Origin of the sequence: Bacillus sp. CCB-MMP212 (assembly GCF_022748145.1) — a bacterium.
Classification (GTDB): domain Bacteria; phylum Bacillota; class Bacilli; order Bacillales; family Bacillaceae_G; genus Bacillus_A; species Bacillus_A cereus.
Genome location: NZ_JALDQE010000016.1, coordinates 1 through 21,844 on the forward strand (window position 1 = coordinate 1; position 21,844 = coordinate 21,844).

Genomic DNA, 21,844 nt, shown 5'->3' on the forward strand with positions numbered 1-21,844 from the left:
CCAGCAATCGCAGTAGTTCCAGCTTTTCTCATCGCTTCTACACACTCTTTCGACGCAGCCAGATGTAAAAAGCCCCAGATTATAAGATCTTTTTTAAAGTAACGATATTCTTCAGGTAATGGTTCTTTTACTTTAACTACCATATCAACTTCCCAAGCTTCTCCTTGTGCTACTAAATTTGCACCTGCGCCTGTATATTCATCATTTGTATATCCTGATCCAATACCTGCATCTTTTTCTACTAAGATTTGATGCCCTTCTTCAACTAACTTCCGAACATTTTCAGGGGTCATTCCTACACGTGCTTCTCCCTTTTTTATCTCTTTAACTACTCCAATTCTCACTTCTAACACATCCTTTTATAAGCAATATAATACCTAGGATTAAAAAAGTAATACGCGAATTTACCAAACTTATTATGTCCATTCATGTTATTTTTATCGCCTAACTAGCTTTTAAGGTAGAAAACATTCAATATCAATTATTGTTATATGGATATGTAAACATTTTTGAAATCCTAGGTAATATTCCTCCTTCCAAAAATATGTGGAATTGATTCGGCGACTAAAGAGACGATGCACTGAAAGAATGTATGTACTGAAATTGTCGCGAAAACAGCATTGCTACTTGTATTAATAACAGAAACTGTATTAGAATTCACATTGGCAAAATAATATATTAACTAATTCAGTCAATGATGACCTCATAAACGTAGATTTAAATTAAGAAACCTCTTTAGAGAAAAAACCCTAATTAGGGGCTGTTACTGTGCTTTTACAACAAGGCTATTCAAGAAATTACTAATTGAAGAAGCTTGAAAAATACGTAGGCTAAAAGAGCTGATATTATAATGCTTTTCAGTAATTATAAGTATTGATGGAAAGTATTTAGATTCTTTTGGCTGCCAAGATTCGTTATGCCATTCCTGACTGTGGAAGTATAATTCATACCTATTTATTTTATCTTGCATAACTTTTTTGCTGTAAACTGACCTCTGGACTTCAATGAAGAATGGAGATCTACGCCAAATTGTAAATGCATCAGGTTCCATGAATTCTTTACCGTACTTTGGCTCCACTTTAAACAGTTTAGGTTTTTCATAATAGATAAGCTGTTTATATACATCTAATATGCCTAGAAAGTGGGGAATCTTTTGGCTAGTTTTGCGAAGTGTGCTGGATTGAGGGAAGTAAATGTATGGCTGTTGCGAGATATTGGCATCCACATGACCATCTCTTCTTAATCGCTTCATCACCGTATTACAGCATGTAACCGCGTTCTTTAATCCTTGAAAATGCAAATCAATAATGTCATCACGAGACATACATCTAAAACGCTTCAAATGGTTTAGTATGGCTTTGTCTCTATTCCTCATAATCTAACACCCCGAATAATTGATTTTCTTCTTGTGGTAAGTTTTGCAACTTTATATTCTCTTTCGGAACGCGATAAGGTTCAACTATCTTCTTGGCTTTACTTAATTCTAAATAAGGAGATTGTACTTTCTTTAATCCATTTAACTTTAATATCATTTGGCCAGATTGCTCCAAGCGTTCTGAACCAGGAGTACCCATAATATTACTGTTAATTGTACTATCACATTTAAAGCCCATTCTAACTGTCATATTGAGCTTTAACTTACCATCCAGTACTTTTGCATCAGGGCGTTGCATACTTAGCATTAAAAAAACTCCAAGTGCCCTTCCGACTGCCGATATTTTTTCAACTATAGACATACATTCTTTTTCGTCTTGCAACATGACCACTTCGTCGATAGCGAGTAAGATATATGGTTTCTGATTATCAGGATTTAATTTGTTGTATTCGTCAATATGATCTACTTCATACTCTTCCATTAATTTTCTACGTTCGCGTATTTCCTTCCACACTTTCTGCAGCATAATCTTCATTTCTATTTCTTCCATGCAAACCTCTTTTACGTGTTTCACCCTTCGCAAGAAATGAAATTCGGAATTCTTCAAATCACCCAGGTACAAATGTAATTTATCAGGAGACATATATTGAATGAGTGTGGACAGTACAACGCGTACCATACTACTTTTTCCGCTCCCTGTCTCTCCTGCAATTAGAAGATGCGGCGTGTTTGAAGCAATCATGTCATACGTAATCATATTTCCAAATTGGTCACGCCCTACAATTACGGGAAGATGATGTTGTATAAGTAATGGTTGCCACTTCTTATAACTGTAATTGTATGCTTGTAGCCCAGCATCCGAATGAAACACATTAAGAACAAACCTTTTAATATCACCTTCAATTGCTACATTACGCCCTAATATTTGTTGAAAGCAAAACCACTTCTTTTCAATGTTTTTCGGATCTAATCCGTTTGGAATGGTAAATATGTATCGAACCTTTTCTTTCGAGGAAAAAATGTCATGTATCTTCGGGTAAATGGGTACTTTTCCACCTCTTGTTTGATGGTCTACATATAAACCTGCCTTTACAAATACCTCTATAAGTCGATTCTTCAAACTTTGTTTATGAAGCCAATCCTTTAAAATCCCCATGTAATTTCCTCCCTAAAACATCTCCACAATTTGAATGAATACATAACCAATGAAACAAACTCCACCTATCCTCATTCCATAATATATTCCATCACTTAAAAGTTTCGCTGCTGCAACATGATCATTTTTCACAAGATGCTTTTCTAACAACGCCCCTCCAATTGTCGTTACTCCTAAAGCTCCTAAAGAGATAAATGTAGTTAACATATAAATCTCCCCTTTATAAACAGAATTTTGAATATTGATGATACATGGGCTTACAAACTTAGAAATTTGGTAGAGTTACCTTGATAGCTAATTTGGTAGCAACCTTGATACATCTTATTGTGAATAGCTTGTCCAATATGCAAATTTTTCTTTGCAATTGCGTATAGTTTTTTGCATTTTGGACAAGGATGATTAAAAAAGGTTATGGAGGAGATTAGCGTGTGGGGTAGAGGTATTGGGAGACATAGAACAAAGCTAGCTAAATTTTTAGCTAGCTACGATTACTCAATTCAGGATTTTTCTAAAGCTAGTAAAGTAAACAGAAATACATTAGGCCAACTGTGTAATGACAAGGATTATGTACCATCACCAAATACAATGCAAAAAATAATGAAGATTGTTAGAAAACATGATTCTCGAAAACAAGTAACTGACTTTTGGCATATATAAAGAGAATAAACTCTTTATATATCATTCCTTATGCAAGCTTGATATTAATTTTTATAGGGATACGGTAACGATTCCTTATAGGCATTTCCTTACTGCCCTCTCGTTCTCCCACTAAGCCTTAATTAATTTTTTAGTAGTGGAAGATTGTTTTCTTTTATTAAATCATAAATGAATTTTTCTAATACACTTTCAGCTGCTTCTCGCATTTGATTCGGTGTTGAATCATTAAACACCTTTTCTATCTCCCTAAGTAGTTGTTTTAAAGAATGGTTTTCCTTGCTATTTTCCAGGAATTCTTCACCTAACCCTTGAACAAATGTACTAATAACAATTACCTTTTCCAATTTAGTTAGTTCCACCTCTATTCCTCCTAATCAGATTATCATTCTCATCAAACATGACCTCTCCCCTAATTAATAAAGAGTTACAAAAAGTCTTGTTGTTATGACAAGATATGCATAGATATTGTCGATTCTCATGATTTAAGTATTATATATATCCTGCGGTCTAGTCTTAACGAAATGCTCAGGAACTTCCCTAAATCGTATAATTTTCATAATAGACCAGTAAAAGTCTCTAAAGGTATTACTTTAAATTCGAATCACACGTTTGTTAGGATCTATAAATCCACACTAGAGGTAAAAAGTGGATTTATAGATCCGTATTTTTGGACAAATTTACCGGATGAATTAGCAGAAACTTTGTGTTATTCTGAATTTGTTGGATATCCCAATACATTCAACAATGCTCAAAATTGCATATTTATTATGCAACCATCCATCCTGATACCTTAGCTAATACTTCTCCCTAATTGTCGTTATTGCTAAGGTATCTTTTTAGATGTCCTGTGTGCAGTGCGTTTTATCACAGTGATAAATCTATTTTCCCCATCATGTTATCAATACTTTTAGTACATATTCTTAACAAAATTAAATTTCATATTTTTACTTTGTGTATATAATTTTTACGTCTTTAAGTTTTGTCCTTACCATTTTGAAATCTTATGTTAAAATCTAAACATATTTTTGTTACTTAAACTAATATATAAAGTTTAAGTAACAAACTTTTATTTCATATTAAATGGTTGCCATAAAGACAAGGCAAATATCCAAGTAGGATCTCCATTTCCTTCATAGCTTTGAACCGCTTCATAAAATTTCCCTTGATACTCTACTTTATCTCCTTTTGTATATGCTTTTTTGGGATCCCATTTTTCATACGTTACATTTTGACTCTTTGTTGTTACTGTAAGGATGTTGCTTTGAACCGAGATATTTCCAGCCGTATCTACAGCCTTTACAGTATATTTATATTCTTTATTAGCTGTAAGGTTTTGATCAGTAAACTTTGTTTCTTGTACAGTTTGAATTAATTGTCCATCACGTAACACTTGATACTCTTTTACACCCACATTGTCTGTAGAAGGATTCCATTTTAGCTCTACACTGTCTGATGCAACATTGCTTGCATATAATCCTTGTGGCTGTGTTGGAGCTTCTGTGTCCGGTTTCGGATTAACAATTTGATTTACTTTCTTCAGGCCATCCTTTGTAACTTCATATATTACTTTTTTATCAAAGCTTTCGCGTTTATTATTATCCAGATTTGTTAATGTCGCTCTCTCTCCACCTTCTAGGTGTGTAAGTTCAATAAAATTGCCCACTTTTACTGGGACTGTTTTTGATTCAGCTTTTTGTTGGGTATTCCCATAAACCTCTTTGCTATATACCACTTTACCTGATGTATCCTGTACTTTAATACTTGCATACGTACTATCAAAATAATTGTGTGGTGTACCTGCTATTAAACTAACTTGCAATTCTTCTGTTGATTTATTTAAATCAAGTTTTGCAAATTCAAAATCTCCTATACCCTTCATCGACCATGCAAACCGATCCCCTTCTAAAATGTTTGGAGATTCATTTTTGATTTTCACCTTTTTTTCCACAGTTTGATCAAATATATCTGTTAATACAATTTTTGCATAAGTATTTGTTGGTAATGATATAGATTGGCTGATTCCATTTTGGTAAGATTTAATATCATTAATTACGTTAATCGGTTGGCCCGTCATATTTTCATTATTATAAATTTCAATTTTCCCCTTAAATTGAGGGGTACTACTATCTTTTAATTGCCAAGTTATATTTAATTTTTCATTTTCATAATACATAGACTTTACATCATAATCTAGTTTTCCTATTTCAGGTTGGCTAGGTTGATTTAACGTAAATGTTTTTCCTGTTCCAATAGTTGATCGAGAGTCTCCCCCAGCCTTAAACCAAAGATATTCTGAAGTAGCTCCCCCATCCCAATTATTATTCAATGGCTCTTGCCCCTCTATTGATTGAGTATTCCAAGATGTCCATTTTTTATCTGAGATATTTCTTCCATATCCATTTTTTACACGTGCCTCTCTTACATCGTGTCCATTACCAAGCCAGTCTTCTTGAAACAGCGTTTGTCCATAGTTAAATGTAACGTTAGGAACTGGAAAGTCCATAATCCCAATAAGCTTCCATTGGTTTTTTGAAACATCTTTTAACCACTGTCCAAATTTTGTGTGTCCATTCTCTTGCCAAGAACGCATTGTCATGCGATACCAATTATAATTCTTCCAATCATATGTCGTCTGAATTTTAAGACCTGTTCCTTCCCCACCAAAATTACTTGCAACTGATGTAGGGGATACATATTCTGCTTTTATTGCTTCCTTAGAAGAAATAGGATCCCAAACTGCAAAGTGCAAAGTACGCTTTCCATTTTCATCAAAACCGCTTTGTTGTTGGAATCCAGCATACCCACCAGCTTCTCCCCCCTGGTTCCAGTTATGTACAGCCCAATATGTATAAGGTGCTGTTTGAACAGGAGACCAGTCTATACTAATAATATCTGAAGAAACACTATTTTTAGGTGTAACATAAACTCCTGGAGCAGACGCCGCCTCTATGATAGAAATTGATGATCCAAACATCGAAAACACCGTACTAGCTGCTGTAATTGCTAGGATTTTTTTGACGCCATTTCTTGTTCTTTGATTGAACATAATTTTCCCTCTCCTCTTTCGTTATTAATAACTATTTAAAATAATATCTCTCTATATACAATTGAACAAATTCCCCATGAATGTAGTACTATTTTAATAAAATGGATATATTTGATGTTATTTTCACTGTTATTCAATAAGCATTTATAGTATTTCGTTATAAATTTAAGTTATATATCGCTGAATTTATCCTATTAACAATAGAAAAATTCATAAAAATAAAAATATTTTAGAACTTTTTAAGCACTTATTAATTAAAAACCCCCATTTTTCTACAAATGAGGGCGTAATGCGTTGAAAATCTTATAGTTTACTTTCTACATCTTACTTGTCTAAAAAATATTGAATTCATTTTTAAGTATTTGATGATATTGTTTCTCTGTTATTTCTTTTTTAATTTTCTTTCCATGCCGGGTTTCTGTAAAACTTTGCTTAGTAAGTGCAATATGCCCGTGTTCAATTAATTTACAAATAATATTCGCCTTATTTACTGGTGATTCTGGATGCTCTATAACCATGTTTTGTATAGCATTCACTTTCTTTTCATTAATTGCATTTAAATAAAAAGCATAACCGATAGACCAGGTATCACTAAGATCCGAATCAAAAAAATGTGAAGTTTCTCCATTTTTTCCTTTTTTCATTTCTAATACATGGGTTCCTTTCTCCGTATTTTGTTTACGAACACGATATTCACCCGTTACAGAAGTCACGCTGTCACCGTGAAAAGGAACAGGATGTAAAGGGAGATAGGATGCAAAACCGGCGTCTATAATATAGTTTTCATATTTGTGTTGTAAAACGATAAGTGCATGGCCATCATCAGGGTTCCACTTTCTTGTTTTTGGATCATATAGAGTTCCAGCTATTCGATACACATTAAATCCACAATCACATAAAAAATAATATAATAAAGAATTAATTTCATAGCATAATCCACCACGATTCTTTAAAAGCAGCTTTTCTTCAATATTTTCTCTAGAAAATTCTTTCGTATTTCCTTCCATGATGTCTAAGTTTTCATAAGGTAATAAGTGCCCCATCTGCAAAAGAATTCTATGTAAATCTTCAAATTTCACATTTTCTCTTGGGGGAATTTTTAATTTTAAGAAAAACTTTTTTTGTAATTCAGTTAACATTATATATCTCCTCCATTTGCAGAAATCATATACATTTACCTATATATTAAGACTATTAATTATATATGGTGTACAGCTTAATTAATACATTTCATAAGAGTGTGTAGCACTAACCATATTAGCGACAATTAAGGAGCAAGTGCTCAAAAATTCCTTAATATTTATTCAAATGTATGTTTTTGATATTTTGATATCTTTGCTAATTCCCCAAAACTGAGTTGATAAGAATTTTAAATGTAACGTCTAAAAGTGTACTTTATGAAAAAACAAAAATAGAGAATCTAAGATGCAGTTATTATTTAGATAAATAACTATATAACCTTTAATCCTTCTACTTATACATATAATACTCTTTATATCGTTCAAACTTAGATTTTTTTTGTTTTTGCTGGTATTATGGGTGACCTTAATGTTTTAGAGGGTGCCGCTTGCTTTGGCATTTCTAATACTCCACGTTTCTTGAGCTCTCTATACAAACTACTCACTTTACACCCTACTATTTTCGCAATGTCTGGATATTCGGTCCCTTGATTAAATAATTGAACTGCTTGTTTGCATCTTTCATCCCATTTTTCTTCTGTCGTTCGATTTTTAACTGATTTTTTTTCTAGCTTGAAATACTCTCTTTCTATATTACACTTCTCCGCATTATACTGTTCTGCGTCCGCTTGAAGATTACAAAACTCCTCCCCCTCTAAGGGTATCATTTGTGCTTTTTTCGTAATTACTTTCATGTTTCATTCACCTCATTTTATTTAATAAATTCTTGCATCCTACTACGTTATCTACAATTCTTGCTAGTTTCTCAGATAATACTTATAATAAGGCCATTAATACTTCTATCCTTATCACTTCTATTACAACTTTTAATTAATTATTTACAAGCCACATTGATTTTGCTGTTTACGTAAACTACTTATTTGACATTCAAATTGATGTACATTTCTTATACATATCCATTCCTTCTTAACACCAGCGCTTGCTAGCAAATGTAATCCCACTTCAGTTTTATTTTTCTTTTAGCAGCCTTTTCATCAAAAATCAATTCCGTTCCTATTTGACATACTGCTTTTCCAATTTTTTAATCATCAATAAAATATTTATGTACACTACTAGTATGATGATCTTGCAAATCTAAAATACAAATTCTCATTTCTCTATTATTCATAATTCCAATCTCTGCGGTATAATAGTTGCCAATATTACACCACTAATGACAGCGCTTTCTGATTCTAATAGATTTGATTGATCGCATTTGAACAAGTCTATCCATTTTTGAATCCAACTCCAAACAAGCCTACAATTCCATTCAAAACAACGGGTATTTTAGTCTGAATTTTAAAATTATTTTTCTGTACAAATGTTGCCGATGTGGTAAAATTATAAATGAAAAAGAGTATGGATTTAAAAGAAGCCAATGAATATAAAAATTGGCTTTTTTCTTGATGGAAAATGAAACAAAAACTTCTTTAAATCTTTATTAGTGATAAGTTTTAAAGAAAATCCATCCTGGTTATAGTTTTACATAATTGTAAACTATAGTAAATTGATATTATTAATATTGAATATTCTTAACGTTAATCCCACTTATACACATCAACAAACAAAACATTACTATTAATTTCTACTAATTTTTTGTAAACATACTAAATTATCACCTCTTAATGTATTTATCATTAAATTTATATATTATCTTTTATAATTTAAATACCTCTTTGTATTTAATATTTCTTTTACAAATACAGGTAATCTATCAAATATAGTGAATCTGAATTAGGGATATGAAGTCTATACATCTTCTTTAATTTCTAAAATTACTGATTCAGAAAATTTATAAGTCACCTACTATTTATCAATGTGTAGCATAACAATTGCCCTCGAATCTTCAAGTAACCCACCAAAATTAATTTGTCTTTCAATAACTCCCTTTAGGTGTCCACCTACTTTTTCAAAAAGCTTCTTTATCTTGAATAAACCCTTTTTACGTTCAAATAAATATTTTTTCAAACTTGTGCGTGCCCTAAAAAAATACAAGTGATTTTATTCTAATCACCTTGAATTTCTTGCACACCTAGTGAAAAGAATCCGTTTTTTACTAACGGGTTCTTTTCTTTATTCGTCATACTATAACTAGATTGTTACATTTTTTCACAGCTCACCTTTACTTGCATAAATATTCCGTTCTTATAAATCCGTAAATCCTCTTTCCTTTAATGCTTTTATGTTATTTGAGTCTATTCATGTAAATTCATTATTTCTCCCTTATTCAATAGCCTCTGAACCTGTAGGTATAAGGTTTATCTAGAAATATAGTCTAGGACACATAGGATTTTTGTGTACGAAAGAAAGAATCGTAATTTCAACCAAAAACCATTTATTTACCTATTTTAAGTTTCTAAATTTGTATTGATAATTCTTGGCTTTAGAAGTATCCTATACATATTCAAACATTTGAAGATGTATAGGATACTTCTGAAATGTTAAATGTAAATATATACTTGAGGTGTTTTAATGGGAACCGAAATGCAACAATTTAAAGCAGATTTCTTTAAAGCTTTATCGCATCCTTTACGAATAGGTATTTTGGAACTTCTATCAGAAGGTGAAAAAAGTGTAAATGAAATTCAAAACATTCTTAAAAAAGAAGGTTCTGCAGTTTCTCAACAATTAAGTGTATTACGCGCGAAAAATATTGTTGTTGGCACTAAAGATGGAAAACGAGTATTATACTCCCTTCGAGATCCTATGATTATGAATTTATTAGTGGTTGCGCGGAAAATTTTTAACAATCATTTAATTGATACAATTTCTATGTTAGAAGAGCTAGATGAAGCAGAAAACGAAATGGTAAAGGAGGAATAAATTGAGCAATGAGGCTAAAAGAGAAGATATCATCCAACATGGAATTGAGATATTTCACTCTATAGGAGCTCATCACGTTTGTAATGTTTGCATTAAAAGTGGGTATTCTTGTTGCGTTTCATGTCAACATTTACAAGATGGTATTGGATGTCAAAAAAGGAACACAGCTTGTACAGCATGGTTATGCGGCATTCAGAACTTTTTGTTTGATCAAATAGGATTATTAGAAGAATGGAATCGTTTTTGGACTGAAATTCCAGGACAGATGTTTCGTAGAGATATTACTCCAGATAAAGTAAAAGTCACTACGTTTATTGATACGAAGAAGCTAGATAGTCGAGCTGGAGAACTTCTAGCGGAAAGATTACAATTCCATGTACAACAAGGTGGAGATATAGGAAAATTAGAACGTCATTTAAGCAAAACTTATAGTAAGTATTAGGATGTCGTTTTCTTTGATAAAAATTAAATCCTCCTGTATAAAACGAATGCGACACATAGTTGTAATCCGGGTTTATTAAAAAGAGAAAAGAAGGGTTTGTAATGAGAGGTTTATTTACGGGAAGGTTTGAAGGATATTCATTAGGGCATTTTCAAAAAGATCTTCTTTCAGGACTGATTGTTGGAGTTGTTGCGATTCCTCTTGCTATGTCTTTTGCCATAGCTTCTGGTGTAAAACCAGAGTATGGAATTTATACAACGTGTATTGCCGGGATACTTATCTCTATATTTGGTGGTTCAAGGTATCAAATTGGAGGGCCTACAGGGGCTTTTGTTCCCATTCTTTTAGGGATTGTCATTACTTATGGGTATGAAAATTTACTACTCGCTGGTTTGATGGCTGGAATTATCTTATGCCTTATGGGAATTTTTAAATTAGGTTCGTTAATTAAGTTCATACCACGTCCTGTAACAATTGGTTTTACTTCAGGAATTGCTGTTATTATATTCACTGGACAAATTGCTAGTTTTTTAGGTTTAACAGGCATAAAAAAACATGAGGACTTTATAGCAAACTTGAAAGAAATATTTACTCATATCGGTACCACTAATTTTTATAATGTAGTAACTGCTTTGATTTGCTTTTTCGTTATACTCGTAACACCAAAAATTTTGCCAAAAGTACCGGGTTCATTAGTAGGTGTTTTGATTTCAACTATAATTGCAACTATATTTTTCTCAGGTCATGTACCTACTATTGGTACAGCATATGGTACGATTCCAAATACACTACCTCAGTTTGATATACCAGAGATCACAATAGAGCGTATCCAACATTTAATTGGCCCTGCGTTTGTTATTGCTATGTTGGGCGGTATTGAGTCCCTTTTATCTGCTGTCGTTGCAGATGGGATGACAAATAGTAAACATAACAGTAATAAAGAACTTATTGGTCAAGGAATTGCTAATATTGTTACCCCATTATTTGGAGGAATTCCGGCGACTGGAGCAATTGCTCGAACAGCAACGAATATTAAAAGTGGCGCTGTTTCACCCATGTCCGGTGTGATTCACGGAGTATTTGTGTTATTTACGCTTCTACTGCTAGCTCCATACGCCTCGCACATCCCACTTGCTAGTATGGCTCCTATTTTAATGGTTGTAGCGTGGAATATGAGTGAGCAACAGCATTTTGTTCATATACTTAAAATGAAGACCGGAGATTCTCTTGTATTACTAGTAACATTTTCCCTTACTGTATTTACAAGTTTGACAACGGCTGTGGAAATCGGTCTTATTTTAGCTATTATTTTGTTTACAAAACGTATGAGTAATATGCTTGTGATGTCAAAAGTGCTTCCTGATCATACAACAAAGAATGAAAAATTATTACCGCATGTGGTAAATAATGCTCATGATTGCCCTCAAATTAGTATTTACACAATAGAAGGTCCATTATTTTTTGGAGCTGCGCAAACATTCGAACAAAACATTTTAGCGACAATTCATTATAAACCCAAAATTCTAATCTTACGTATGGGCAAGGTTCCTTTTATTGACACAACAGGCGAAGCCTACTTTAGGAATATTGTCCAACATTTTAAAAATCAAGGTGGCGTACTTCTCATTTCAGGGGCTCAATCAGAGTTGAAAACAACTCTAATTAAAAATGGATTATATGCTGAGATTGGAAAAGAGAACTTTTTTGATCATACAGGAGAAGCAATTAACTGTGCTTTAAGACATTTGAATAAAGCGAAATGTGTAGGATGTAAACATTTTGCTTTTCATGAATGTGCCCAGCTCTCCCAACAATGCCAGGATATTAATACAATAAAAAATAAATCAAAAGCATTAGAATTTTAAAAAATATATTTCCTATACAAAGTTTACTTGTTTTGATTTACTCTTTTAAATATTTTGCTACAAAGCAGAAAAGGAGAATGTTTAATTTGGCGAATGCGAAGAAGATTTTTATAAAGCTTCAACAAGAAGGATTTTCATACATTCAAAAAATGATCATTACACAACAAGAAGAGAATATATTCCTTACATTTCAATGCAAAAAAAATTGTACAACTAGTACCCTTTCAATAGATGATAAAAAGAATTACGAAAAAGCTATATCGTTTTTTTCTCATGCTTCTGGTGGTGTAATTTTATGGGGAATAGATTCAAATAAAAATAATAATGGTGTTCACATAGCTAAAAAAATTCAACCTATCTCTAATGGAAAAGAATTTTTTAGTAATCTAAATGATTTATTATTTAAAAATCCCAACAATACAAACCAGGATGTTAAAAATATATATATTCCTTTGCCTAAAGAAGTAAACCGTGGATTTGTAATCACCTATGTCCCCAGGAAAGACTATCTATTAAAACTTAATGACTACTATACAAAAACCAGGGATAACTTTGCAATGATGATGGGACAGATTCTATTAAATGATATGTTAGAAAATAGAAAATTGTTAAGGGAATCACTATAAATCATGCATATAAAGGAACCCTCTTGCTTTTACAAGAGGGTCTCACTTTACATTATTTTATTTCGGTATAAAGATAAATAAAAAACTGTCATTTGAATAAAGAAAACACTAAATACAATGTATAAGGGATATCCTGGAATATACATATTAAAAATAGGAGAAAGCACTAAAAATCCAATTGCGATGATTAACACATACCATACTGAAACAAATGCTGTACGACAAGCTCTTTCAGTAATTAACTTTTCACGTTCGTCTTCTAGGGGAAACAATAGTGGATACATCAGATATGAAAGGGCGTTATATTTCTTCCTCTGTATCTTATAAAAAAATGTTATTACAATACCTATAACTAATAAGAATAAGACTGGTGTAATATTTAATGATACTTCAAAGGCTACTTTCCTAGCTTCAATAATATTGGCAAGTTCTATAATGCCGTAATAAAGTTCAATGAATACCCAACATGCTAATGCCATAATAAGTACATTAATCACATAAGAAATCATCAATCTATTCATCCTCTTCTTCCTCCTTATTTAATACAAACACTTCTTCCATCTTCAAATCAAACACATCACAAATTGACAATGCTAGTAATAATGAAGGGACGTAATCCCCTTTTTCAATTGCTGCGATCGTTTGCCTCGTCACTCCAACTTTTTCAGCTAATACACTTTGTGTGAAATTAAAACGAGCTCTAATTTCCTTTACTTTGTTAAAAATAGTCAAGTTCACCACCTCTTACCCTCAATGTATACCATAATTAACAAAATGTAAAATTAACTTAACATTCATTCCGCTAAAAATCCAATTTTATAAAAAACGGTACCACCACATATTCATTAATTTAAAAATTGTATAGTGGTCCTAAAACAAAACGCTGATTGCGTGCTCTAAGGCTGAATTATTTGATATAGCAGTAAACTTCAAATACTCCTCACCTTCCAATAGAATCAATTAATAACGTGGAAAAATCAAGTGAACTCTTGCTGTTCGAGTCGTTTAGGCACCCGAAGCTCACAAGAAAAAGAAGAAACCATATTTAAGTCTTAGGAAAGAGATAAACATTAGAAAAACTGTCATTAAAAATTTAAATAAACTCTCTAAAAAGTTTTACAATCAAAGCAGAGAGACTTTGAAACAGGAGGCGCCAATTTATGAATCGGATTGAACGTGAAGAGAAAACAATTAGCATTATGATTGATATATATTGTAAAAACGAACATAAACAAAATACTCTATGTGAAGAATGTCAAAAATTAAAAGATTATGCTTATTTTCGTTTATCAAAATGTCCATTTCAAGAAAAGAAACCAGCATGTCAAAATTGCAAAATTCATTGTTATAAACCAGATATGAAAGGTTTAGTTAAGGAAGTTATGAAAAAGAGCGGACCGAAAATGATTTTAAAACATCCATATTTCACGCTCATGCATGCTGTTGACACAATGAAGAATCCTCCTAGCTTACCAAATAGAAAAAAGTATAAAAAGAAAAAACGGTTTGTCTAACAAACTAGTTTTTTTATTCCTTTTCGACTAAAGAATTATATGTGAGTTTTAAATCCTAATTGCTTCTGAATCATCTTCAAAATAAAAGTATTTAGAAAATGTTATGCAGAGATCCCTTTCCTCAAATTCGTTCGCTTTATCTCCAAACTAATCATTTTTTTGAATAGAGATTTCCGTTAGAAATCTTGGTACATCTTCATCATAACTCCAAAGATAGGTTCCGAACCTAAAGTGGCAAAAAACAAAGAGTCAATTATCGCTGTGATATCTTGGGCGCACTAGTTCAGGAATAGATACTGTATTGTTCTAAAAATGCAAATGCTTCATTCGTAAAGCAACGAGCTCATTTAGAGATAATCCGTATTCTATATGCCAGGGGTTTTTTGAGGAGGGTTTCCTTATAGTAGTAGGTTTGCTTTTATTTGCTACTTTCTCCTCGACGACTTTATCGATAAGATTAGCAATAACTTCCGTGCATCTATAATAAAATCAGCATCCTCACGAGTAGTATCACTATTACTAATACGTTCAATCACTTCTGTTCCATATTCCCTATCTTCATCTGATTCTGCTAAATACCTTTTGTAAGCCCTTATAACTAGTATTGCTTCTTTTTTATCCATATCAATTTGGTATAGTTCATCTTCAAAGTTTTCCAATGAAATCACTCCTGTTTGTAAATAATAAATTACACTTGATTATATTATAATATAATAATTTATCGTTGTATTATTTTTGTGAACTTGTGTAAAAGTGTAAATGTCCACGTTTACACTTTTACACATTAAGGAAGAAATTACATGGAGAAACATGAAGTTGGATATGACAAGCGATATTCATGTGACTCTTGTCAAGAAGGATTTACAACAGAGGAATATAGCAATTTATATTTTGATAACTGTGTGATAGAATAGGGGTTTTTAGATTAAACAATATCTATTAAATATCGAGTCAATACTATAACTCGATGCGGCTGAAAACGGAATATAGTATTAAAATCGAAGAAGTTGAAAATGTATACGCAATATCAATAAAAGAACTAAAATATCTAATGGATTTCAAAAATAGTATAGGAAATGTATATAAAAAGATCACTTGTCTTGGAAACAAGTGATCTTTTTATTAGATAAATTGCTACTTGCCAACAGCAGGTAGTTGTTATCCTATTCATATGTTCAATAGATATTATAACACATATTCTAGTTATGTAGTCGGAATTGTTTCAATAGAAAATAGGAATTATACTTTTTTACTAGTGTACAAGCCGTATCTTTTAAAGGAAGCACAACATAAAATACAATACAGGACAAGACTTTCAAAAAACTTGTCCGAGTTAATTCTCAAAAAGGGTGAACAGAACTGCCTATCGTCAAGCCTTTTATAGCTGGAAGAAGATTTGTAAGTACAGCAGCAACAGGAACTGTCGCTGGAGCAGATTTAACTTTTGCTAACATAAACTTCACTGATGACACTAATGCTGTAACTACTTTCCCTGCTTCTTATGCTTATTTTACGCTTTATATTAATGACGTTTATTACCTGTGTGACTACTACAGCTGTTACTATTGTAGGAGGAGCCGTACTAAATGGATGTACTCCTATTGCAATTGAATTTACTATAACGTAACTTTAGTTGTCTTTTTAGAGGTTTCATTAAAAGAAACCTCTAATTTTAAAAACTACATAATACATTGCATATACCAGTATAGAATGATAGGTATTTATACTCACTCTTGGAAAGGGCACTTATTCATATTGCTCTTTTCACTTTTAATTTTTATTATCAAATAGCGTTTTGGTTGAAAATGATGCCTTTATTTATTTGGACATATTTACCAGTGTTTTTACCAAAAAATTCATGATACGGTTAATCAGACGAGTACGTCATTACTTGACGATTACCCTTAGAAACCCTGTAGACAAACAGGGTTTCTTTTGTTTAAATAATGATTTTTTCTTACTCCTCAACCAGCTAAAACTGCGTTAAAATTAATCCATACTTTGTAATTATGTATTTAAAATGCTCTGACCATATACATGTGTACCTTGTAATCAACCTCTCATACAACACGATGAACATTCGTTTATTCATTACTGTACTAATCCAAATTGTGAAGAAGCAAAATTACATTTATCTCTTTTTTCTTTCTAATAAGAATTTTGTTTTAAATTTGCACCTACCTTAATAGCACGCATACAATATCGTGTGTATTCATATTCAGCATCACTTTTGGTAGAGAGCTCTTTAAAAAGAGCTTTCTATTTTTTTATTTAATACATATCAATTAAAATGGTGGTAAGTAATTATATTGATTATCGCCTATCTAATTCCGGCACCTGTACGAGGTGCTCTTTTTTGATTTTTACAAAATAAAAATTTTGTTTAGTTATCCTTTGATTAATCATATTTAAAATTTTTTAACATACCTTAATATTAACCAGGAATTAGGCTACCCCCCAGTAGACCTGTAGTTCCTGTAATTGAGCCTATGACTCTGATCAGAACCTGTTATAATTAGCGGGTTCTATTTATTATCATTCTTTATCCCAGTTAGATAACTATTTGGTTCAGTTTTTCACCTTTTTATCACTTATGTGTATGCGAATTCATACCTCTCATAGAAATTACATGATAACAATTATACATTAATAATATATGATATATAGATGCAATAACAGGCTTTAGGTGGTTGTGTACACTCCCAGGCTTCGAAGAGAGTATATGTGAATGTGTTTTTAAATTTTCTAAAACTACATTGGTTCACCGTATCATTTCAGGAAAATTGTACGTTTAGACACACTTTTGACAAAAAACAACCGATTCCTTATACAATTAAGAAATCGGTTATTTATTTTATATTAAATGCTATTACCTATTGGGCTAATTTTTCAATTGTAGGCATAACAGCGATTGGTGGTAATGATGCAGTCCAACCAACTGCATATACGTTTAATTTTTCACCTAATGTGTAATTTTCCCCATCTGAAACAGGAACTCGTAAAATTTTATTCTGAGAAACTAGATCCCACAAATCATTTTGGTACGCAAGTGCTTCATCTTTTGTAGAAGTAGCAGCAACCACTAAGTAATTCTTATCTACTGAAATGACATATCCAGTAAAAGGCTCTTGCTCTTGGTTTTGAATAGAATGAACAGGAGTATTGTTGGCAGAAATCTTAGTAGAATCTGCAAAGGCTGGTGTTAATCCGAACGTAAATCCACATCCTAATGTTAAAGCTGTTACGGTTGTTACTAATTTTTGTTTTTTGTTAAACATAATATATATCCCCCTTATATTTTATCCCTACACTATCCACATTCCATTTGTATACATATAAAGCCTTTTAATATTAAGATATTTAACAAAGTTGTCACAACAATTCCATTAATGGTAATATTACCTATTAATAGGAGCTATTTTATGTTATAATTCACTAGGTGAACTATTATTGTTCCTTTCATCACTTGATGAATGTATGCCCTTCCTTAATTGTAAATATGTTTGAATTTATTGGTGAAGAGGGAGATATCCCTCTTCTTTTTTTGCTTTTATGAATAAGTATATATCCTCCTATTATATAAAAATATATAAAGTAAGTATTCTTTGTCCATTTCTTTGGCTGTTTTCCTTCAATCATAAAAGAATGTTATTCTCCTATAAAAATAGTAGAAAGTATCTATACTAAACATTAGCAATTTTTTGTAAGGATATTATCAATATACAATTCTTTTTAATGATGATAAGTTGAATATAAGCGATATAGTTGAAGGAATACAATTGTGAGAAATGCATCTTTGATATTACAGGTAATTGCATAGTGGTTTTTTACTATAATTATTTAAGGAGGCATTTAAAAGATGAAACGATTTAATCATTCCGTTATTATGAAGAAATTTGTGGGTGTTACATTAGCTAGTGCAATTGGGTTTAGTGGTTTTGGTGTTTTCGGGATAAGTGCTCATGCTGCAGAGTATACAAATGATGTTTCCATAAATCAGCTGGTAAAAGTTGAAGATATGTCATTGAAACAATTACAAGAAGCAATTCAACAAAAGAATGATCCATTTATTAATCAGGTGAAAGTATTTATAAATAAACATTTTCAGGAAGCTGAATTTTTGTGGGGAAAAGTAAGTAATCCTTTAAAAACAACTATTGTAGATTTATTAATAGGTGATGAAAAAGACTATTCTAAGAAGGTAGATACTGGCCTTAAGAATCATTTTAAGGAAGTACCTGCTTTGTTGAAATTTGCTAGTCCTGACTTTTTAAAAGATTTGATTAAGTTACTAGATTATTTACCAGAGTAAGTTAAAGAAAACTTTGTATTAGTAATAAAAATAGAAACAACTATTCCGTATTCGGATGTTATGAAATAAAAGGGGATCATTCTAATTAGGATGATCCCCTGATTAAGTTATTTACATTATTCTCGCTCTTGGAAGTTTTTCTAATTCGAAAGGATATTCATAATACAGCTAAGAACGTATTATCCTTTTATACCTCTTTTTTGTGATTCCTCTTTCATAATTTCAGTAGACTTTGTAGCTTTTTCTTTATCAATTTTTATTTCAAACTCTCGATTCCAATTGCTTTTTGTTTCTCCAATTCTATCAATTTATAATTTCATTTTAACAGAATCTAGAAATTTATAAGATTTGTCTCCAGAAATTTGAATGAATCCTTCTGATTCATCAGTCATTCTATATGGAACATCTTCTGTATTAAATTCGATAAGTTGAAGTACATCACCATATAGTTAGCAGATTGCCTCCTCACAAAACAAATAAGTTGAATTCTCATATATAACTGTAAAACTATTAATTTTTTATTTTAGTGTTCCTTCAAAATCTTAGGTTGCTGGACATGTGATGAGTCTCTAATTTTTATCTAAGAATTATAAATATTTAATATTTATTCAAATTTACAAATAAAAAAGAACCAGCTGGAGTTCAGGCCCTTTCAGAAGTACAGAGGTTGTGAAAGAAACAAATATTAGTTCATAATACTCCACTTAGGGATTATTTAAAAAAATTCAGAGAATGCCCTTTTTGGGCATTTTTTGCTTTCTTATAAACAATCCATGCTGCTGCCAAATCTTGAAATGGCATGCCTACTGCATGGTATATTGTATAATTATATTTTTCTATAGGATGTTTGAGAGGCTTTTTTAAGATAAAACCTAATTCTGCATCTATACAATTAGGATTAATCCCCAAGCTACCTATAACCCCAACGGATAATGCTAATTTTTTGCTATCACATACAAAAAATGATTTTTTAATAACTTCTGCAGACACTTCCACTTTCACTGCTATAATGCTGTAAATTTGTATTCGTCATAAAACTAATTGCTGTATTAAATGCCAGTGTAGGTTCCATTCCTTCTATTTTGCTAGGATTCAATGGAAAAACACCTTGTAACCTAAAAACAAAATAAATAAATGTAATCATACAAACATTTGTTAACAACATAGCAAATGCGTATTGTACCCAGGTTTGATTATTTTGTTTTATATTGCCACATTTAAAAATAATTCTTTCGATTGGCCCAAATACTTTATCTAATGTCTGACTACCTTGGAACGATTTTTCTAAATAAGTTCCCATTGGAATCGCTAGTAGTACAAACAGTAATATCGTTACAATAACTGCAACCCATATCATTATTGTTGCCTCCCCTTACTTAAAACTTCTCTGGATTTAATAACGCATATACTAAATAACTTGTAATAAGTAATACTACAATCGAAAGTACAATCATCATTTCGATTTTTCTTCTTTCACAATTTTATTTGACCAGCTTGCAAGCCCTATCATAGATGTTACTAATACAACCAGGATTCCGATTATTACTACATCTAGCATTATAATCCCCCACTTCCAAACGTTAAATTTTACCATTAAATAACCAAAAAAGAACACTGAGGCTCTACTCAGCGTTCAAAAACGAACAACACAAAAGTAAACCTCCTCTCCAAACGCTTACGAGGTTAGCTGTCGGATTCGGGCCTAAAGAGTAGCCCTACTTTCTTAATGAAAGATTCACCCCAAGTGACAATGCACAAAATTGGTTCCCCCGCTCCATTTCTGGACTCAGCGATATAAGGTTGTTTTTGGAAAATTTTATAATCAATTTATGAATGTAAATATACTCCTCTAGATTTAACTTGTAAAGATTAGAATCACCTTAAATAAGGATAAATTTAGCTATTTATAGGATTATATGGAGTATAATGAACCTCTTATCATCTGTTTACTTGTCTTTCCTTTCTTTTTCATCAAAATCGATTTTTAATATTAAAAAAAGAGAATGAATTTAAATATCTTCCTAGTAACATCTTGAATTCATTCCCTTTTTATATTATAAAAATATAAAGAATACTAAGAAAACGAACTATTAAAGGAGATTCAATAAAATGAACATTGCATTTTTTCTTACTCCTAAGAGTGAACTTGTATATATAAACATAAATTCAACGATGCGTCAGGCTTTAGAGAAGTTAGAACACCATCGATATACAGCTATTCCCTTAGTCAATGATAAGGGGGAATATGCAGGTACACTAACAGAAGGTGATTTACTATGGAAACTCAAAAAAACATCATCTTTAACCTTTAACAATACCCATCAAATTCTTTTAAGTGAGGTTTCTTTACACCGTTTTAATGAACCAGTTTCCATAAATGCAGAAATCGAAAACCTTGTATCAAGAGCTATGGAGCAAAACTTTGTTCCCGTTATAGATGACGAAGGTATTTTTATAGGAATCGTTAAAAGGAGAGATATTATCCACTATTGTGCACAAGGTATATTATTTAACAATAATTCTATAACATGATAAAGGAAGGAGACAGCCAAGATATACACGTGTCTCAGCTGAATCTCAAACGTTGTAATATTGCTTTTCGCAACTCTTTTTCTTTTTTAGACGTATGTGTTTAAAAATACTGGTTATTGGGTGTTTTATGTAGCCATATGCTATCGAAATCTAACTTTTTTACATTCTATTTTTGCAAGTCCTACCTGTGAAAAGTCCTCTTTTTAGTTGGCAAGCGAAAAGAGGACTTTTTTAATTTATCTCACACTATTGTTCTTTATATGATATTGTTTTTATGGGAAATTTAATCATACCTATACATTTACCATTCGAGGGGAG

At 31.7% G+C, this 21,844-nt stretch carries 21 protein-coding genes, 6 pseudogenes and 1 riboswitch; of the genes and pseudogenes, 9 read left to right on the forward strand and 18 right to left on the reverse strand.

The genetic code is table 11. From position 1 onward, the window contains the following. The 5 genes and pseudogenes from MRP26_RS27790 to MRP26_RS27805 form a co-directional block, all read right to left on the reverse strand. Window positions 1-344 (reverse strand): annotated as a pseudogene (locus MRP26_RS27790) (alanine dehydrogenase); the annotation flags it as partial. A gap of 173 nt (window positions 345-517) precedes the next feature. Beyond that, window positions 518-661, reverse strand: coding sequence for a hypothetical protein (locus tag MRP26_RS31160; protein ID WP_186314965.1), 144 nt, complete (start codon window positions 659-661; stop codon window positions 518-520). Between the two features lie 102 nt (window positions 662-763). Beyond that, window positions 764-1,375 (reverse strand): replication-relaxation family protein, encoded by a 612-nt coding sequence (locus MRP26_RS27795; protein ID WP_242807277.1) that lies wholly within the window; start codon window positions 1,373-1,375, stop codon window positions 764-766. Continuing rightward, window positions 1,365-2,531: an FtsK/SpoIIIE domain-containing protein gene (locus tag MRP26_RS27800; RefSeq protein ID WP_000511835.1), complete on the reverse strand. Its 1,167-nt coding sequence runs from the start codon at window positions 2,529-2,531 to the stop codon at window positions 1,365-1,367. Before MRP26_RS27800 ends, MRP26_RS27795 begins: the two co-directional genes overlap by 11 nt. Before the next feature lie 12 nt (window positions 2,532-2,543). Beyond that, entirely contained in the window at window positions 2,544-2,738 is a 195-nt protein-coding gene (locus tag MRP26_RS27805) for a hypothetical protein (RefSeq protein WP_000958230.1), read from the reverse strand. A 219-nt stretch (window positions 2,739-2,957) separates the two neighbouring features. Here MRP26_RS27805 and MRP26_RS27810 point away from each other — a divergent pair, with 219 nt between their 5' ends. Continuing rightward, on the forward strand, window positions 2,958-3,188 hold the full coding sequence (locus MRP26_RS27810; protein ID WP_000264559.1) for a helix-turn-helix domain-containing protein: 231 nt from the start codon (window positions 2,958-2,960) through the stop codon (window positions 3,186-3,188). 122 nt (window positions 3,189-3,310) lie between these two features. On the opposite strand, the gene MRP26_RS27815 is transcribed toward MRP26_RS27810, so the two are convergent. The 4 genes and pseudogenes from MRP26_RS27815 to MRP26_RS27830 all read right to left on the reverse strand — a co-directional run bounded on the left by MRP26_RS27815 (window position 3,311) and on the right by MRP26_RS27830 (window position 8,107). Beyond that, window positions 3,311-3,547: a hypothetical protein gene (locus MRP26_RS27815; RefSeq protein WP_242807279.1), complete on the reverse strand. Its 237-nt coding sequence runs from the start codon at window positions 3,545-3,547 to the stop codon at window positions 3,311-3,313. Window positions 3,548-4,254: 707 nt separating this feature from the next. Beyond that, window positions 4,255-6,234 carry a DUF3472 domain-containing protein gene (locus MRP26_RS27820; protein WP_242807281.1) on the reverse strand — a complete coding sequence of 660 codons (1,980 nt, stop codon included), beginning with the start codon at window positions 6,232-6,234 and terminating at the stop codon, window positions 4,255-4,257. A gap of 332 nt (window positions 6,235-6,566) precedes the next feature. After that, on the reverse strand, window positions 6,567-7,373 hold the full coding sequence (locus MRP26_RS27825; RefSeq protein WP_097982017.1) for an arylamine N-acetyltransferase family protein: 807 nt from the start codon (window positions 7,371-7,373) through the stop codon (window positions 6,567-6,569). A 331-nt stretch (window positions 7,374-7,704) separates the two neighbouring features. Next, window positions 7,705-8,107: pseudogene (locus MRP26_RS27830) on the reverse strand (hypothetical protein). Window positions 8,108-9,884: 1,777 nt separating this feature from the next. On the opposite strand from MRP26_RS27830, the gene MRP26_RS27835 reads away from it, so the two are divergent. The 4 genes from MRP26_RS27835 to MRP26_RS27850 all read left to right on the forward strand — a co-directional run bounded on the left by MRP26_RS27835 (window position 9,885) and on the right by MRP26_RS27850 (window position 13,168). Next, window positions 9,885-10,235, forward strand: coding sequence for an ArsR/SmtB family transcription factor (locus MRP26_RS27835; protein WP_242807283.1), 351 nt, complete (start codon window positions 9,885-9,887; stop codon window positions 10,233-10,235). 1 nt (window position 10,236) lies between these two features. Further along, window positions 10,237-10,677 (forward strand): DNA mismatch repair protein, encoded by a 441-nt coding sequence (locus MRP26_RS27840; protein ID WP_081143351.1) that lies wholly within the window; start codon window positions 10,237-10,239, stop codon window positions 10,675-10,677. A gap of 101 nt (window positions 10,678-10,778) precedes the next feature. Continuing rightward, window positions 10,779-12,542, forward strand: coding sequence for a SulP family inorganic anion transporter (locus MRP26_RS27845; protein ID WP_242807285.1), 1,764 nt, complete (start codon window positions 10,779-10,781; stop codon window positions 12,540-12,542). A gap of 86 nt (window positions 12,543-12,628) precedes the next feature. Next, on the forward strand, window positions 12,629-13,168 hold the full coding sequence (locus MRP26_RS27850) for a hypothetical protein (RefSeq protein WP_029442954.1): 540 nt from the start codon (window positions 12,629-12,631) through the stop codon (window positions 13,166-13,168). A 47-nt stretch (window positions 13,169-13,215) separates the two neighbouring features. On the opposite strand, the gene MRP26_RS27855 is transcribed toward MRP26_RS27850, so the two are convergent. Then, the gene (locus MRP26_RS27855) at window positions 13,216-13,689 is read right to left on the reverse strand and encodes a DUF2178 domain-containing protein (RefSeq protein ID WP_242807287.1); all 474 of its coding nucleotides are present in this window, start codon (window positions 13,687-13,689) and stop codon (window positions 13,216-13,218) included. Beyond that, entirely contained in the window at window positions 13,682-13,900 is a 219-nt protein-coding gene (locus MRP26_RS27860) for a helix-turn-helix transcriptional regulator (protein WP_000151822.1), read from the reverse strand. The genes MRP26_RS27855 and MRP26_RS27860 overlap by 8 nt, the downstream gene beginning before the upstream one ends. Before the next feature lie 428 nt (window positions 13,901-14,328). Between MRP26_RS27860 and MRP26_RS27865 the strand changes: the two genes are divergently transcribed. Beyond that, complete coding sequence (locus MRP26_RS27865; protein WP_071714065.1) at window positions 14,329-14,682, forward strand: nitrous oxide-stimulated promoter family protein; 354 nt, start codon at window positions 14,329-14,331, stop codon at window positions 14,680-14,682. 35 nt (window positions 14,683-14,717) lie between these two features. Here MRP26_RS27865 and MRP26_RS27870 read toward each other — a convergent pair. Next, a pseudogene (locus tag MRP26_RS27870) lies at window positions 14,718-15,051 on the reverse strand (integrase); the annotation flags it as partial. 45 nt (window positions 15,052-15,096) lie between these two features. Beyond that, window positions 15,097-15,341 (reverse strand): annotated as a pseudogene (locus MRP26_RS27875) (hypothetical protein); the annotation flags it as partial. Window positions 15,342-16,041: 700 nt separating this feature from the next. On the opposite strand from MRP26_RS27875, the pseudogene MRP26_RS27880 reads away from it, so the two are divergent. Then, window positions 16,042-16,309, forward strand: a pseudogene (locus MRP26_RS27880) (DUF4183 domain-containing protein). Window positions 16,310-17,555: 1,246 nt separating this feature from the next. On the opposite strand, the gene MRP26_RS27885 reads toward MRP26_RS27880, so the two are convergent. Continuing rightward, the gene (locus MRP26_RS27885; protein WP_242807291.1) at window positions 17,556-17,960 is read right to left on the reverse strand and encodes a DUF3221 domain-containing protein; all 405 of its coding nucleotides are present in this window, start codon (window positions 17,958-17,960) and stop codon (window positions 17,556-17,558) included. 581 nt (window positions 17,961-18,541) lie between these two features. Between MRP26_RS27885 and MRP26_RS27890 the strand changes: the two genes are divergently transcribed. After that, the gene (locus tag MRP26_RS27890) at window positions 18,542-18,994 is read left to right on the forward strand and encodes a hypothetical protein (protein WP_242807293.1); all 453 of its coding nucleotides are present in this window, start codon (window positions 18,542-18,544) and stop codon (window positions 18,992-18,994) included. A 711-nt stretch (window positions 18,995-19,705) separates the two neighbouring features. On the opposite strand, the gene MRP26_RS31165 is transcribed toward MRP26_RS27890, so the two are convergent. From MRP26_RS31165 to MRP26_RS27905, 4 genes and pseudogenes are all read right to left on the reverse strand, one after another. After that, window positions 19,706-19,984, reverse strand: coding sequence for a hypothetical protein (locus tag MRP26_RS31165; RefSeq protein ID WP_481747185.1), 279 nt, complete (start codon window positions 19,982-19,984; stop codon window positions 19,706-19,708). 1 nt (window position 19,985) lies between these two features. Then, a pseudogene (locus tag MRP26_RS31170) lies at window positions 19,986-20,351 on the reverse strand (potassium-transporting ATPase subunit KdpA); the annotation flags it as partial. Between the two features lie 19 nt (window positions 20,352-20,370). Further along, entirely contained in the window at window positions 20,371-20,451 is an 81-nt protein-coding gene (gene kdpF, locus MRP26_RS27900; RefSeq protein ID WP_098688002.1) for a K(+)-transporting ATPase subunit F, read from the reverse strand. Then, a complete protein-coding gene (locus tag MRP26_RS27905) occupies window positions 20,448-20,552 on the reverse strand; it encodes a hypothetical protein (protein WP_242807295.1) in 105 nt (34 codons plus the stop codon). Before MRP26_RS27905 ends, kdpF begins: the two co-directional genes overlap by 4 nt. 100 nt (window positions 20,553-20,652) lie before the next feature. Continuing rightward, a riboswitch (cyclic di-AMP (ydaO/yuaA leader) is annotated at window positions 20,653-20,796 on the reverse strand. A 307-nt stretch (window positions 20,797-21,103) separates the two neighbouring features. On the opposite strand from MRP26_RS27905, the gene MRP26_RS27910 reads away from it, so the two are divergent. Next, window positions 21,104-21,526, forward strand: coding sequence for a CBS domain-containing protein (locus MRP26_RS27910; RefSeq protein WP_098425949.1), 423 nt, complete (start codon window positions 21,104-21,106; stop codon window positions 21,524-21,526). Window positions 21,527-21,844 lie beyond the last annotated feature (318 nt).

Coding starts and splice junctions, on each gene's coding strand:
- MRP26_RS27795 (WP_242807277.1), bottom strand. CDS start 1,375: ATGAGGAATAGAGACAAAGCCATACTAAACCATTTGAAGCGTTTTAGA.
- MRP26_RS27800 (WP_000511835.1), bottom strand. CDS start 2,531: ATGGGGATTTTAAAGGATTGGCTTCATAAACAAAGTTTGAAGAATCGA.
- MRP26_RS27805 (WP_000958230.1), bottom strand. CDS start 2,738: ATGTTAACTACATTTATCTCTTTAGGAGCTTTAGGAGTAACGACAATT.
- MRP26_RS27820 (WP_242807281.1), bottom strand. CDS start 6,234: ATGTTCAATCAAAGAACAAGAAATGGCGTCAAAAAAATCCTAGCAATT.
- MRP26_RS27825 (WP_097982017.1), bottom strand. CDS start 7,373: ATGTTAACTGAATTACAAAAAAAGTTTTTCTTAAAATTAAAAATTCCC.
- MRP26_RS27835 (WP_242807283.1), top strand. CDS start 9,885: ATGGGAACCGAAATGCAACAATTTAAAGCAGATTTCTTTAAAGCTTTA.
- MRP26_RS27845 (WP_242807285.1), top strand. CDS start 10,779: ATGAGAGGTTTATTTACGGGAAGGTTTGAAGGATATTCATTAGGGCAT.
- MRP26_RS27855 (WP_242807287.1), bottom strand. CDS start 13,689: ATGAATAGATTGATGATTTCTTATGTGATTAATGTACTTATTATGGCA.
- MRP26_RS27865 (WP_071714065.1), top strand. CDS start 14,329: ATGAATCGGATTGAACGTGAAGAGAAAACAATTAGCATTATGATTGAT.
- MRP26_RS27885 (WP_242807291.1), bottom strand. CDS start 17,960: ATGTTTAACAAAAAACAAAAATTAGTAACAACCGTAACAGCTTTAACA.
- MRP26_RS27890 (WP_242807293.1), top strand. CDS start 18,542: ATGAAACGATTTAATCATTCCGTTATTATGAAGAAATTTGTGGGTGTT.
- kdpF (WP_098688002.1), bottom strand. CDS start 20,451: ATGATGATTGTACTTTCGATTGTAGTATTACTTATTACAAGTTATTTA.
- MRP26_RS27905 (WP_242807295.1), bottom strand. CDS start 20,552: ATGCTAGATGTAGTAATAATCGGAATCCTGGTTGTATTAGTAACATCT.
- MRP26_RS27910 (WP_098425949.1), top strand. CDS start 21,104: ATGAACATTGCATTTTTTCTTACTCCTAAGAGTGAACTTGTATATATA.